We start from the raw sequence: 13,141 nt of genomic DNA, 5'->3' as shown, positions 1-13,141 counted from the left end.
CTTCCACTATAACATAGAATAGGCTCTTTGACTAGCTTTTTCACCTGAATCTGAGTCCTTTTGGATAATAATTTTTCAAAACATTTCCCGTTACCTTGGCAAAGCCTAATCCGTTTCCTTGAACCACAACTTGGTACCAGCCATTTGGTCGAGCTTCAGACAATTGAACGGTCTCACCAGCCACATATTTTACAAAATCCTCATCATTGATTTCGACACTTTGAAGTACTTGACTTGGTTTCAAGGCTAAACCGAGAGCAAAGCTTGGTTCGAAGCGTTTCTTCTTAAAAGTACCCAGATGGAGCCCATTTCTAGCAATTTTGAGTTTCCCTAGATCCGGTAGCATCTCTGGCAGGAGATAGAGTTGATCTCCAAAGGTCTGCAAGATACCAGTTAGATTGACTCTCAAGTGTTTTTGGGCAAATTCTTGCCACAAGGCCAGCTGTTCCCGACTGAGATTGCTTTTGCTAGCTGTGAATTTAGGTGCGGGATTTTGTCCCTTAAACTGCAAGTGGGCAACAAACTGACCTTCTCCCTTGAAATGATGAGGATACATCCGTGCTGTTTCAGGAAGATCCATTCCTGCTACCATACCGTTCACATGCTCAACTGGAAGCAATTCAAATGCATAAGTATCAAGTAACCAGTGGACGATTTCTTCATTTTCCTCTGGTGCCCAAGTACAGGTCGAATAAACTAAACGGCCACCTTCAGCAAGCATGGTCACTGCATCTTCTAAAATTTCTCTTTGGAGACTAGCGCATTGACTAGGATAATCAGTACTCCAATAATACATGGCATCTGGCTGCTTACGAAACATCCCTTCACCCGAGCAAGGTGCATCAAGGACAATCACATCAAAGTAACCTTTAAAAACCTTGGCCAAGCGGTCAGCAGATTCATTAGTCACAACAACGTTTGTCGCTCCAAATCGCTCCATATTTTCCACTAAAATCTTAGCACGCTTACTTGAAATTTCATTGGAAACAAGGACTCCCTGATTAGCCAGATAAGCTGCTAGTTGAGTGGATTTTCCACCTGGTGCTGCAGCCAAGTCCAAGACCTTCATACCAGGACTTGGTTGAGCCACCTGGGCCACCATTTGGGCTGCAGGCTCTTGCGAATAAACGAAACCTGTCACGTGCTCTGGTGACTTTCCAGAAACCTTACCATAATACCCCCAAGGTGTATTTGGAATAGCATCTGCAAACGATAACTGACTTTCTTTTAAGGGATTGACCCGAAAAGCCGAAACTGCTTCTTGTTTAAAAGAGGCAAGAAAGTCTCTTGCCTCGTCTTCTAGTATCGCTTCATATTTTTCAACAAATCCTTCTGGAAATTGCATTTAGTTTTCTTTCCTTTCGTAGATATAAGACTGAATCTCTTCTTGCATCTCGATTGGCACCATCATGACAGGCTGACGCGTTTTAAAATCAGCGGGCTCACCCGATACCGTAAGAAGACGATAACCCAGACTTTCCCCTAAGATACTGGCCGCAGCGTAATCCCATGGCTGCAGGTAGGTAATGTAGGTCAGAAGTCGACCTGATAAAACTTTGGCAAAACTAATGGCCGCACTGCCGTAGACACGGACTCCCAACGCTGCTCGACCCAAATCACCCAACCCCCACTCATTGCTTTCAAACATACCTGAGTTACCGGCAACTAAAAATTCTTGAAGAGGTTTCTTTTTAAAAGTCGGTAAGGGCTCATTATTACGACAAGGAGGAAAGGCACCACCACCATGGTAACAATCACCTTTCATGACATCATAGATGATGCCAAATTTGCCCACACCATTCTCAAAATAAGCCAACATAACGGCAAAATCTTCCTGCTGGGCAACAAAGTTATTGGTACCGTCAATGGGATCAATCACCCAAACACAACCTTGACCGACTGCAGCACGTAAACAACCCTCTTCCGCGCAAATCAAGTCCTCAGGATAGGAGGACTTGATCCGATCAACCAAGAGTTGCTGAACCTCCTTGTCCAAACGTGTCACCAAGTCAGTAGGGGAAGACTTGCGCTCAACCTGTAAATCTTCTTTCATGTGAGCCAAAATATAGGCAGCAGCTTCCTGCACAATCTGTTTGGCAAATTCAAATTTAGTTTCCAAGAGAAATCTTCCCTTCTCTTTTTTCTTTTGCTAATTGAACTGCATGATAGAAGGAATAACCGCTAGCCGTCTCAAATTCGCGACCTAAGCGCTTTTCTTCACTTTTGCTCGGAACGACTGACTTAAATTCCTTGTAAGACTCTAGCAGTTTTTTAGCTTCTACCTTATCTTCATAGGCGGCTTCAACATCATTAAAAAAAGAAAGCACTGAAGCAAGTTCTTCAGTGCTCCACGACAAATCTAGTGGGTAACTATACTGTTTGTTCATCTATCCTATACCAGCTCTCAATGTTGCTTCTTTCAATTCTTGTTTACGGTAACTACGAGGGAGAAAAGCACGAATCTCATCTTCATTAAAACCGATCTGCATGCGTTTGGTATCTATAATAATTGGGCGACGCAAAAGACTAGGATATTGCTCAATCAACTGAAGCAACTCCGATACCGAGATACTCTCTACATCAATATCTAATTTTTGGAAGATTTTTGAACGAGTTGAAATGATGTCATCAGTACCATTTTCGGTCAAGGAAAGAATATGTTGTAATTCTTTTCTTGTTAAAGGACTAGTCATAATATTATGCTCTTGAAAGGGCACTTTATGCGTCTCTAACCAAGCCTTTGCCTTACGACATGATGTACAACTCGGTGATAAAAATAGTGTAATCATGCTTTTCTCTTCTTTAATCTATACTTGCTATTTCTATTATACAAAAAAATAAAGCGCTTGACTAGGTATTTTTAGAAAAAAAGCCTATTTTTTCATAGAAAATAGACTGTTTTCTGTAAAAATCACCTGTTTTACAAATTTATCTTTAGGATAACCTAACAATATATAGGGAGTGGAGTAACTTCTCTCGTTTTTTATTAAAAATACAGAATTTTATCTACTTTTTCCTTGAAGCTTTAGCAAGAAGGAAACCAAACATTCCTTCATACAAGGCAAAGAAAAGTAAAAAGGCATGGAGGAAGAAAGTCTCTGGTAAAATCAGAATAACTCGATCCTTTGCTGGATCAAAAAGCCAGGTATCGTCTCCCACAAAGAGAATCTGATGGAAAAGAGTAAAGAATTGCTCAAAACCAATCAACACTCCTACAAGCCCAATGATCAGAGGCAATAGTACTAAAGTCAAGATACTTTTACGATATAGTGCTAAAAAGCCTTTTTTGACAATCTTTTTAACAAAGAAATAGAAACTTGGAAGTGTCACCAAAGTGACCAGCTGAACCAAGTGGAAGAGATTCTTCACCACCGCAAAGTGGTGTAAACCAGCCGCTGACGAACGGAAATCTGGCATCTCTAAGACCTGACTAAAGGGATTGGTCAGGTAATTCATCAAGATATGAAAATTGTACTGAATGGTTTCGGGCTTTAGATAGACTCGATCCGCTAAGTTCAGCCACTGAATCTCCATAGGATAGAAAATCCATGCCAGATAAATGGTTAAGAGAATAGAAATGGAAAGGAGAAAAAGCATACTTCCCCAAAAAGTCAGTTTAGTTCTCATCAAAATTCCACTCCGCAAGGCTAGACACCACATGAGTTGGTGCGATTGGCAGGTCCGCTACTTCTTCTGCCTTGGTAAAACCTGTCGTCACCAAGAGAGTTGGAATGCCATTGTCAATCCCTGCTCGGATATCTGTCAGGTAATTGTCTCCAACCATGAGCAATTCTTCTCTTTTCAAACCTAAGTGCTCAACCGCCTTGTCCATGATGATAGCATTTGGTTTCCCAATATAAACTGGTTTTACTCGTGTTGCTACTTCAAGAAGTGTAATTAGTGAACCAGCACCTGGCAAAAGACCACGTTCCGTCGGGATATTGAGGTCAGGGTTGGTTCCGATAAAGTGAGCACCCTTTTGGATAGCTAGAGTTGCTGTGGCAAATTTTTCATAGTCGACTTGCCAGTCCAGTCCAACTACCACATAGGCAGGATTTTCCTTGTCTTCGACATAACCAGCTGCCTGAATGGCATCCTTGAGTCCTGCTTCTCCGATGACATAGACTGTCTTTTCCAGTCCCAAGTCATTCATATAGTCGATGGTTGCCAAAGTTGCCGTGTAGACAGTTGATAGAGGCGTATCAATATTAAAATTTTGAACCAACATCTCTTGAACACTCTCTGGAGTTCGGGTTGTATTGTTGGTTACAAAGAGATAGGGAATTTCTCGCTTCTGCAATTCATGCACAAAAGCCTCTCCCGCGGGAATCCGGTCTTTCCCTTTGTAAATGGTCCCGTCTAAATCAATTAAATAACCTTTATATGTCATCTCTCTTTAGTCCTTTTTTATTTCTTGCCAAGTAATCATAGCTTGGGCATTGATCTCGCTATCACTGATAATCTCATGCTTGCTTTCTAGTCCCTTGAGTTCATACGCTGAAGCAATCATGCCACCTGGCCGCACTTCTTTGACATACTTGAGATTGATTTTCTTTGGAATGTACTTGGTTAGAAAATCGGCACCCATGACCTCAAAAATCCAGTCTAGGTATTTACTATTATTGACATGACCATTCATATCCAAATCGTAAAAACGAACATGGTAGTCTTTACTGATTGGATCTTCTAGATTTACATACTTTGGCCCACGGATGAGTTTTTTATCAAACTCAGACTGGTAAGGCGCAACAATCTCCGGTTCGACAGCATGGACTTTCCGACTATCTCTGTCCATGAGAACAAAGGTTGCTACCATGCGAATGATTTCTTGACCTGCTTCATCATAGATAGTGAAACGCCGGTAGCAAAAAAGACGATTGTAAGTCAACGCTTCTGTTTCAATCGTAATCTCTTCAGCAAAGCGAGGCAAGCGAACCACATCAATCGCATAGTCTGTAATAATCCAGACCAGATTGTAACGCTCCAATACGTCCTTGTCGCTAACTCCCAGTTCAATCGACTGCATACCTGATACTTGCAGGGACAGCAAAATCACATCTGGAAGTTTGATATGACCGTTCATGTCCGCCATATCAAAAGGAATTTTCATTTTCATTTGATAAGTTAAGCCCATTGTTCTACTCCAAAATAAATCGTTCTGCTACAGTGTCTCCTAAAAAGAGACCTCTCTTTGTCATTCGGACACGATCACCATCGATCTGCATAAGACCTTGTTGAACCAAGTCTCTGATGATTTCGCCATAAAGTCCATCAAAAGACCGTTCGAATTTTTCCTCAAATCGCGCCATGGAAACCCCAGATTTCTTGCGGAGGCCTAGGAACATTTCTTCTTCCATCTGCTCCCTTTGACTCAGGTGTTCTTCTGTAATCCGAGCATTTCCTGCCTCTACCGCATTGAGATAGTGGCGGATAGGACCGTGGTTTTTATAACGTACCCCATTGACATAACCTGAAGCACCCGCACCGATACCATAATACTCGGCATTATCCCAGTACATGAGATTGTGGCGACTTTCAAATCCAGGCTTAGAGAAATTCGAAATCTCATAATGCTCAAAACCAGCTCGCTCAAGCTCTGCGATGATGTACTCAAACATCTCCGCTTCCAGTTCCTCCTTGGGCAGGGGCAGTTTCCCACGACGCATACGGTTCATAAAGACCGTATGATTCTCCAAAATCAAGCTATAAAGGCTCATATGAGGAATATCAAGCGAAATGGCCTTAGCCACATTTTCCTTGACCTGATCCATGGTCTGACCGGGAAGAGCGTAGATCAAGTCGATGGAGATATTGTCAAAACCAGCCAATTTAAGACGGTCGATATTTTCATAAATATCCTTCTCCAAATGACTGCGCCCAATCTTTTTCAGCATTTTGTCATCAAAGGTCTGCACACCGAGTGAAACACGATTGACTGGCGACTGTTTCAAAACCGCAATCTTATCCACGTCTAGATCTCCTGGATTGGCCTCAATGGTCAACTCTTCTAAGACTGACAAGTCCAAGTTTTTGGTCAAGCCATTCAAGAGCACTTCTAGTTGCGGAGCTGACAAAGCTGTTGGTGTCCCACCTCCAATATAGAGAGTTCGCAACTTTTGGATATCATAAGAACGAAACTCTTCTAGCAGATGCTCCAAATAACTATCTACTGGTTGATTCTTAATAAACACCTTTGAAAAGTCACAATAATAACAAATCTGTGTGCAAAAGGGGATATGCACATAGGCTGACGTTGGTTTTTTCTGCATAGTATTTATTATACCACAAAGACTGCTTTCCAGATAAAAATCACCATCTCCAGAACCAGAGATGGTGATACCTTATACTTCAGTAATATCAATGATGATTTCTTCTTGGTCTTCAGCAACATCGGGAGTTGCTGACTGTTCTTGCCATTGCTCCTTGAGATTGTTAAAGGTTTCTTTTGATACTTCCGTCGCTTGTCGTGCACATGTTTTGGCTTGATCAAGGACACTTTCAAAAGTAATTTCACCAGATTCTACTTGTTCCTTTGTTCTCAGCACAAAGTCCGTTGCTTGTTCTTTCACTTCTGTCAATTTCTCACAGACTTGCTCTTTGGCATATTCTGGATCTTCTCTCAAATCATCTAGAAAATCTTGAGCTTGACTGCAAACTTGCTTGCCCTTGTCACTGGTTAAGAACAAGGCCAAAGCTGCACCTGATACAGTTCCTAAAAGGATAGAGGATAGTTTTCCCATGAGATTTCTCCTTTTTTATTTTTTGAAAAATTTACTTGCAACACGAAGAGCTGACAAGCCTGCACCTGTTTTAATGGTCTTTGAACCAGCAGATGAAGCTTTTTTGCCTAAAACACGTGCATGTTGGTTGAGGTCAGATACTGACTCAGATAAGTCAGCCACCGCCGTAAAGAGTGGATCAATCGTCGCAACTTTGATATTGATATCGTCAACCAAGACATTAACTTTTACCAACAATTCATTGGTATGATGTAAGGTAACATCTACATCTGAAGACAAGGTTTTGATGGTTTTCTCCGTCTCATCAATCATTCGACCTGCTTTTTGAATCGTGATTGTCAAATAGACTAAACAGACAATCAAAGCAATCGCAACAAGTATATATGCAACTTCTAACATTTATTTTTCCTCCTCTGTATAATAGAAAGGGGCTTTCTTTCGATTTTGATAAAGTATGATAAAAATACCGAGTCCGATAAGGATAACTGATAACCATTGGGAAACTCGCAGACCAAAGAACATGAGACTATCCGTCCGCATCCCTTCGATGATCATACGACCAAAGCCATACCAAATCAAGTAGAAAGCAGTAATATGACCACGTCTGATTTCCTTGAATTTTCGTCTAAAAATCAAGATTAAAGCAAATCCAATTAGATTCCAAACCGACTCATATAAGAAGGTCGGCTGACGGTAGCTACCATCAATGTACATCTGGTCACGAATGAAGCCTGGCAAATAATCCAGACTATCTACTGCTGCACCGTAGGCTTCTTGGTTAAAGAAGTTCCCCCAGCGCCCTAAACTCTGGGCAACCATGACGCTCGGTGCTGCAATATCTAAGAAATCCCAAGTATTAATCAGCTTTCTATCTGCAAAGATATAAAGGACAATAGCGCCCGCTATCAAACCTCCATAAATGGCCAAACCACCATTCCAGATGGCAATGATTTCACCTGGATTTTGCAGATAATAATCTAAACGAAAGAGTACGTAGTATAGTCTAGCACCTAAAATAGCTACCGGAAAAGCAATCAGGATAAAATCCAAAATATCATCTGACAGGATTTTCTTTTTAGGAGCTTCTTTCATGGCAAGATAAACTGCTAAAACCAAACCAGCTACAATACACAAAGCATACCAACGAATAGCAAAGGGGCCAATTTCAAATGCGACTGGATTAATCATGTTTCACCTCATTTTGAGCGATTAGATTTGTCAAGCGTTCTTCAAATAAACGCGTCGCATCAAAGCCCATTTCTTTAGCACGATAGTTCATGGCAGCTGCCTCAATAACAACGGAGATATTGCGTCCTGTTTTTACTGGGATGCGGATACGCGGAATCGTTACACCAGAAACTTCGAGTTCTTCGGCATTGTTTCCTAGACGGTCAAAGGTCTTATGCGTATCATAATTTTCCAAATAAACTGCTAGCTGAACTTGTGAAGAATCTTTTACAGCACTTGCACCATAGAGACTCATGATATCGATAATCCCAACTCCACGAATCTCAAGTAAATGCTTCAAGATTTCAGCAGGTTCGCCCCAAAGAGTCATCTCATCCTTAGAATAAATATCTACACGATCGTCTGCTACTAGACGGTGTCCACGTTTCACAAGCTCAAGACCTGTCTCGCTCTTACCGATACCACTATCCCCTTGGATCAAGACACCCATGCCATAGATATCCATCAAGACACCATGCACGCTAGTACGTTTAGCCAAACGGGAATCAAGGTAGCTAGAAAGTTCTCCAGATAAACGACTGGTTGCAGTTCGACTGGTTAAAATCGCAATCTTGCATTCCCTAGCAGCCCTCAACATTTCCTCTGGCACTACCAGACCACGAGCCACGATAACCGCAGGTGTTTCAGGTAGAAACATTTTCTTCAAAACTTGATAACGGTTCTGGGCAGGCATGGCAACTAAATAGGACCACTCCTTCATCCCTAACAGCTGAATCCGTTCTGGTGTATAGTAATCAAAATAGCCCGTCATTTCAAGACCAGGTCTCATAATGTCCGCAGTATTGATTTCTTTTTCAAGTAATTCGCCTTCACCATAGACAATATCTAGTCTGAGTTTTTCAATGACATCTCTTACTAAAACCGACATAGTTTCCTCCTTCAATCGAGTTCTCCCTACTATTATATCAGATTGTAGGTGGAAGTTTCCTTTTTTTGCAGGATTTACAGTATTTATTTGATGTTGCTTGGAAAAAGATTTGACTAGGAAGTCTTTTCGTACTCTTTTAAATCAACCGAGACAAATCTACTGCAAATCGGTCAACGTCTATCACCAAGTCCCTTCCAGATTTTTCTAAGTAAATCCTTGGAAGACCTTTTGTTAGTATTCTATTTGCATCAGCCATATCTCGAGGATAGGTATAGAACTGTTGACCTTTTGGAAACTGATTTTGGACTTGCCATTCTTCAAACTCCTTCAAAAAAGTCTTATGAGATGGCATGCTGACTTCTTCAAACAAAGAATAGTCAAAAAATCGTATCAATCGATATAGACCATGAATCTCATCCGCAAAGCACTTATCAATCTTTTCATAAGGGTAACCTCGTCTCTGATAAGCTTGGCATAAGTTTTGTAAGGACTCGCTTAATGCAACTGCATCTTTTCTTGCCAAACTTATAAAATACCGAACAGAAAATTCTTCCATACCAGTTCGTTTTTTCTTCTCTAAAAACTGTTGTGCACGCAAGAGAGACTCGGATAATCTTTCTTCATCTTGATAATAAAGAGCGTATAAAAGATTCATCACATTTTCTGGATAATAGGTTCCTTTCAACAAGGGTAAATCTTTGGGGATGAATGATGGAATGACTGAAAAATCGTTACAAGCAAAAGAGGTAAACAAGCCTTTCAAAATTCCATCTGTATAAATGGTTCCACTTGCCAACAAACCGCCTCTCAGCAGCTCGGTTCTTCCTGTTTGCCATAGCGCATTGTTTAACTGTGTATAATCCCCACCTAAAAACGCAGCATAATAAGCAAAATATTTAATATCATCTAGCAATAAGCTACTGTACAATTTAACCCTTAAAACCTTGTCAGACAATACTTTTGAATCGGTTAAATACTTTTCAAAAATTCTTTGGTTTGACTCTTCAAATTCCTTCCAATCTATCGGATCAGCACAATAACCCCAATCTTCCAAGTGATTTTCACGCATCTTTTGATATTCTTTTATATACTCTTTCATAAGAATTTGTTCCTCTAAATACTATGCAAAAAAAGACTAGACAAGTCTAGCCTTTCATTTCAAATTAGAATTTTTTACGTTTACGAGCTGCTTCTGATTTACGTTTACGTTTTACAGAAGGTTTTTCATAGAATTCACGTTTGCGTGTTTCTTGAAGAGTACCAGCTTTAGTAACCGCACGTTTGAAACGACGAAGTGCATCGTCAAGAGATTCATTCTTACGTACTACTGTTTTAGACATTTTTTTCACTCCCTTCAAGTTCAAGATCTATTCCATTTTACACGCAAAATGAATATTTGTCAAGGGAAAACTGACATAAACTTATATTATCTTCCCTTTTCTTTTTAAAAGGGACAACGTATTAGAATAGATGTCATAATAGCGAAAAAAATTATTTTAATCCTGTTCAGAAACAACTTTTATTTCTTTATCATTTACAATAACAGCTTGTAAATTGTTCATTCGCATTAAGTCGAGCTGCTTTTTATAGGTTTCAAAGGTCTTCTTGCTACTATCAGTAAAAGGCTCCTCACCATAATGTGGAAGGATGTAAAACTCCACTTCATTCAATCCCGTTGTATCCGATAACTCTTTCGCTACCGTCTTGTCATCCATGAGCTTATTGTAGTCAATATCCTTGGCAGTAATGATAGCCCCTGCTGATTCCCCCACATAGATCAGCCCATCTCTTATTTGTTCTTTGATAAGAGATAGGAGTTGTTTTTTCTTTAATTCTTGTAATAAATAAAATGTATTCCCGCCAGAGATATAAAGAATTTTGCTTTGGAAAATCTTTGCCTGTGCAGTTTCTCGATCACAAGAAGCAATATCTAGAACCTCTATCTCAAATCCTAAATCTTTGAATGTTTGCTGAGCCTCATCGATATAGGCAGTATAATCCTCTTTGTTCCCAGCGGTAGGAATAAATAAAACCTTGTTTTCTAGATTCTTTTCCTTTGCATAATCGCTAAAAAGCTTTTTGACTCCAGCAAAGTATGAACATAAAAATAATTGTTTCATGATTGTACCTCCATTAATGTTTAACAATTTTATAAAGGATCCACGATCCCTTTCTTTGACTAGTTATAAGCTCAAGCCCTATTAACAACAAGAATCGTCTAAATGCTTCTTCGCTTTGGACCTCTGGTAAAAAGTAAGACAACTTATTATATTCACAAGCCAGTAAGAGCATCCCGTCTGATTTGAGTATTCTTCGAAGTTCCATAAAAGAAGCCTCTAGGTCTCGCCAATGAAAATGAGTTTGAAAGGCTGTGATTAAATCAACACTTTCATCAGAAAAGCCTGTCTCCCTAACGTCTCTTCGTTCAAAATTTAGATTAGTCATCTCTATCTGTTTGGCTTGAGCTATTGCAGTATCTGAAATATCGATTCCAGTTATGGTACTTTGCGGAAAAGTTTCTTTCAGTAGGATGGTTGAACGGCCATTCCCAACTCCTACATCTAAGATTGCAGGGTAAAATGTCCTATCCAGATGACGAATTGCCCATACAAACATGGGGAGATAGGCTCTATTCCACAATTTCATCATTCGTTTTCCTAGAAAGCCCGAAGGATTCTTTGATTGCTGAATTAAGCGACTAAACAGAAACATTACAAGTAAAAAACAAATAAAACCAATTATATAAATCAAAGTTCAAGCCTCCCTGTATAGCTATATTATACCACTTTAGTAAAATTGTGAATAATTGATGCAGAATAATTAAACGATTTTCAAACCAATTACCAAAAAAAGAGAACCAATTGGTTCTCTTTTTCTGTTAGACTGACATCTTCTTAGATAGCAATGAATGTAATCATTTCAATCAAGTATCTAAAACAACTTATTAGATGACTTTCACCACTAATTATTCTTCCTCAGATTTTTTTCTTTGAGCTAGAGAAATTAATCCCATACCTGATAAAGCAGCCAATAGACCAGCTGTCAAGTGAGATGTCTCCTCAGAACCCGTATTTGGAAGAGTTTTAGTAGTTCTTTCTTCTGTAATACCTTGTTGTTCTGGATTTTCAACTACAGGAAGTTCTACTACTGTTGGAGTATAGAATCCTGAAATGATATTTCCATTGCGATCTTTACGGATCACTTTCACACCTTTGGCTTGTCCTACAAAGTCTGCCTCAGGGGTAAAGGTGACGGTGCCATCTGGTGAGATTACATAAGTTCCTTCACCTGGAACGACTTTTTTAGTTGTTCCATCTTCAAAGGTTGGCGGAACTGTCAGATCGACATCACCTGTAAAGTTTAGTTTACCAGTCTGAGTTTGACCTTTAAGACCTTCTGATGTCGCATCAATCACTTGTGTTTGTCCAAGGACAGTTGGTGTGTAATGAGCAGTAACTACATTTCCATACATATCCAAACGTTTCACAACCAATCCTTTAGCTGTACCAACAAAGTCTGGTTCTGGAGTAAAGGTAATCTTACCATCTTTATCAATTGTATAACTTCCTTCACCCGGAACAACCATAGTCGTACTACCATCCTCAAATGTTGGTGGAACTGTACTATCGATATGTCCTTCAAACGTTGGGGTTGCCATTTGTGGTTGGCCTTTTGCTCCTGTAGAAGCCGTATCATGACCAGTAGATGGATCTACAACTGTTGGACGATAGGTCGCAGTCACTTGAGTACCGTTCTTATCAACGCGTTTGACTGTTACTGGATCTGGTTTACCGACAAACTGCTTGTCTGGGGTAAATGTTACTGTTCCATCTGGCGCAATGGTGTAAGTTCCTTGACCTGGAATCACTTTTTCAGTTGATCCATCTTCAAATGTTGCTGCCACAGTTTCATCGATTGGAACCAGTGGGTCACCACCTTGGAAGCTTGGGGTACCTGTTTGAACAAGTCCCTTAATGTTAACTGAAGAAGTACCTTTACCAGTTGGTGTTACTTTCGTAAACTCTGGACTGTAAGTCGCAGTGACTGGAGTTCCGTTCTTATCTACGCGTTTGACTGTGACTGGAGTTGGGTTTCCGACAAACTGTTTGTCCGGGGTGAAGGTTACAGTTCCGTCTGGCGCAATCGTGTAAGTTCCTTGACCTGGAATAGACTTCTCTTTACTTCCATCTGCGAAGGTTGGCTCTACTGTTTCATCAATCGGAACCAATGGATCACCACCTTGGAAGCTTGGAGTTCCTGTTTGTGGAACACCCTGAGGGCCAGT

At 40.2% G+C, this 13,141-nt stretch carries 17 protein-coding genes; all 17 read right to left on the bottom strand.

The annotated features are described in order from the left end of the window. Positions 1-40: 40 nt before the first annotated feature. The gene (locus MK395_RS02160) at positions 41-1,345 is read right to left on the bottom strand and encodes an RsmF rRNA methyltransferase first C-terminal domain-containing protein (RefSeq protein ID WP_268711183.1); all 1,305 of its coding nucleotides are present in this window, start codon (positions 1,343-1,345) and stop codon (positions 41-43) included. Then, the gene (locus tag MK395_RS02155) at positions 1,346-2,119 is read right to left on the bottom strand and encodes an inositol monophosphatase family protein (RefSeq protein WP_268711182.1); all 774 of its coding nucleotides are present in this window, start codon (positions 2,117-2,119) and stop codon (positions 1,346-1,348) included. Further along, positions 2,109-2,387, bottom strand: coding sequence for a UPF0223 family protein (locus MK395_RS02150; protein ID WP_001041968.1), 279 nt, complete (start codon positions 2,385-2,387; stop codon positions 2,109-2,111). Before MK395_RS02150 ends, MK395_RS02155 begins: the two co-directional genes overlap by 11 nt. Then, positions 2,388-2,789, bottom strand: a complete 402-nt coding sequence (locus MK395_RS02145) for a Spx/MgsR family RNA polymerase-binding regulatory protein (protein ID WP_000631261.1) — start codon at positions 2,787-2,789, stop codon at positions 2,388-2,390. A 217-nt stretch (positions 2,790-3,006) separates the two neighbouring features. Next, complete coding sequence (locus MK395_RS02140) at positions 3,007-3,627, bottom strand: TIGR01906 family membrane protein (protein WP_268711181.1); 621 nt, start codon at positions 3,625-3,627, stop codon at positions 3,007-3,009. Further along, positions 3,617-4,390, bottom strand: a complete 774-nt coding sequence (locus MK395_RS02135; protein WP_268711180.1) for a TIGR01457 family HAD-type hydrolase — start codon at positions 4,388-4,390, stop codon at positions 3,617-3,619. Before MK395_RS02135 ends, MK395_RS02140 begins: the two co-directional genes overlap by 11 nt. Before the next feature lie 6 nt (positions 4,391-4,396). Next, entirely contained in the window at positions 4,397-5,134 is a 738-nt protein-coding gene (locus MK395_RS02130; protein WP_042768305.1) for an acyl-[acyl-carrier-protein] thioesterase, read from the bottom strand. Between the two features lie 4 nt (positions 5,135-5,138). Continuing rightward, positions 5,139-6,269 carry a radical SAM family heme chaperone HemW gene (gene hemW, locus MK395_RS02125; protein WP_042768306.1) on the bottom strand — a complete coding sequence of 377 codons (1,131 nt, stop codon included), beginning with the start codon at positions 6,267-6,269 and terminating at the stop codon, positions 5,139-5,141. Positions 6,270-6,341: 72 nt separating this feature from the next. After that, entirely contained in the window at positions 6,342-6,740 is a 399-nt protein-coding gene (locus MK395_RS02120) for a YtxH domain-containing protein (RefSeq protein WP_042768307.1), read from the bottom strand. Between the two features lie 15 nt (positions 6,741-6,755). Next, entirely contained in the window at positions 6,756-7,139 is a 384-nt protein-coding gene (locus MK395_RS02115) for a DUF948 domain-containing protein (protein WP_042768308.1), read from the bottom strand. Next, a complete protein-coding gene (gene lgt / locus MK395_RS02110) occupies positions 7,140-7,928 on the bottom strand; it encodes a prolipoprotein diacylglyceryl transferase (protein WP_139658790.1) in 789 nt (262 codons plus the stop codon). After that, a complete protein-coding gene (gene hprK / locus MK395_RS02105; protein WP_000115190.1) occupies positions 7,921-8,856 on the bottom strand; it encodes an HPr(Ser) kinase/phosphatase in 936 nt (311 codons plus the stop codon). Before hprK ends, lgt begins: the two co-directional genes overlap by 8 nt. Positions 8,857-8,992: 136 nt before the next feature. Next, a complete protein-coding gene (locus MK395_RS02100; RefSeq protein WP_268711179.1) occupies positions 8,993-9,955 on the bottom strand; it encodes a hypothetical protein in 963 nt (320 codons plus the stop codon). 64 nt (positions 9,956-10,019) lie between these two features. Next, positions 10,020-10,196, bottom strand: coding sequence for a 30S ribosomal protein S21 (rpsU, locus tag MK395_RS02095; RefSeq protein ID WP_000048054.1), 177 nt, complete (start codon positions 10,194-10,196; stop codon positions 10,020-10,022). 156 nt (positions 10,197-10,352) lie between these two features. Continuing rightward, entirely contained in the window at positions 10,353-10,976 is a 624-nt protein-coding gene (locus MK395_RS02090) for a Type 1 glutamine amidotransferase-like domain-containing protein (protein WP_084881732.1), read from the bottom strand. A 13-nt stretch (positions 10,977-10,989) separates the two neighbouring features. After that, on the bottom strand, positions 10,990-11,607 hold the full coding sequence (locus tag MK395_RS02085; protein WP_084881731.1) for a class I SAM-dependent methyltransferase: 618 nt from the start codon (positions 11,605-11,607) through the stop codon (positions 10,990-10,992). 214 nt (positions 11,608-11,821) lie between these two features. Next, positions 11,822-13,141 (bottom strand): LPXTG cell wall anchor domain-containing protein (locus MK395_RS02080; protein WP_268711178.1); only part of this gene is annotated, 1,320 nt, incomplete at its 5' end.

It is taken from the genome of Streptococcus oralis, assembly GCF_026782085.1.
GTDB classification, from domain to species: Bacteria; Bacillota; Bacilli; order Lactobacillales; family Streptococcaceae; genus Streptococcus; species Streptococcus oralis_DA.
This window is presented reverse-complemented; position numbering and strand designations above follow the sequence as displayed.

Bases quoted from the DNA above. Each gene is read 5' to 3' on its own strand.
- MK395_RS02160 (WP_268711183.1), bottom strand. From the start codon at position 1,345: ATGCAATTTCCAGAAGGATTTGTTGAAAAATATGAAGCGATACTAGAA.
- MK395_RS02150 (WP_001041968.1), bottom strand. From the start codon at position 2,387: ATGAACAAACAGTATAGTTACCCACTAGATTTGTCGTGGAGCACTGAA.
- MK395_RS02145 (WP_000631261.1), bottom strand. From the start codon at position 2,789: ATGATTACACTATTTTTATCACCGAGTTGTACATCATGTCGTAAGGCA.
- MK395_RS02140 (WP_268711181.1), bottom strand. From the start codon at position 3,627: ATGAGAACTAAACTGACTTTTTGGGGAAGTATGCTTTTTCTCCTTTCC.
- MK395_RS02135 (WP_268711180.1), bottom strand. From the start codon at position 4,390: ATGACATATAAAGGTTATTTAATTGATTTAGACGGGACCATTTACAAA.
- MK395_RS02130 (WP_042768305.1), bottom strand. From the start codon at position 5,134: ATGGGCTTAACTTATCAAATGAAAATGAAAATTCCTTTTGATATGGCG.
- hemW (WP_042768306.1), bottom strand. From the start codon at position 6,269: ATGCAGAAAAAACCAACGTCAGCCTATGTGCATATCCCCTTTTGCACA.
- MK395_RS02120 (WP_042768307.1), bottom strand. From the start codon at position 6,740: ATGGGAAAACTATCCTCTATCCTTTTAGGAACTGTATCAGGTGCAGCT.
- MK395_RS02115 (WP_042768308.1), bottom strand. From the start codon at position 7,139: ATGTTAGAAGTTGCATATATACTTGTTGCGATTGCTTTGATTGTCTGT.
- lgt (WP_139658790.1), bottom strand. From the start codon at position 7,928: ATGATTAATCCAGTCGCATTTGAAATTGGCCCCTTTGCTATTCGTTGG.
- hprK (WP_000115190.1), bottom strand. From the start codon at position 8,856: ATGTCGGTTTTAGTAAGAGATGTCATTGAAAAACTCAGACTAGATATT.
- MK395_RS02100 (WP_268711179.1), bottom strand. From the start codon at position 9,955: ATGAAAGAGTATATAAAAGAATATCAAAAGATGCGTGAAAATCACTTG.
- rpsU (WP_000048054.1), bottom strand. From the start codon at position 10,196: ATGTCTAAAACAGTAGTACGTAAGAATGAATCTCTTGACGATGCACTT.
- MK395_RS02090 (WP_084881732.1), bottom strand. From the start codon at position 10,976: ATGAAACAATTATTTTTATGTTCATACTTTGCTGGAGTCAAAAAGCTT.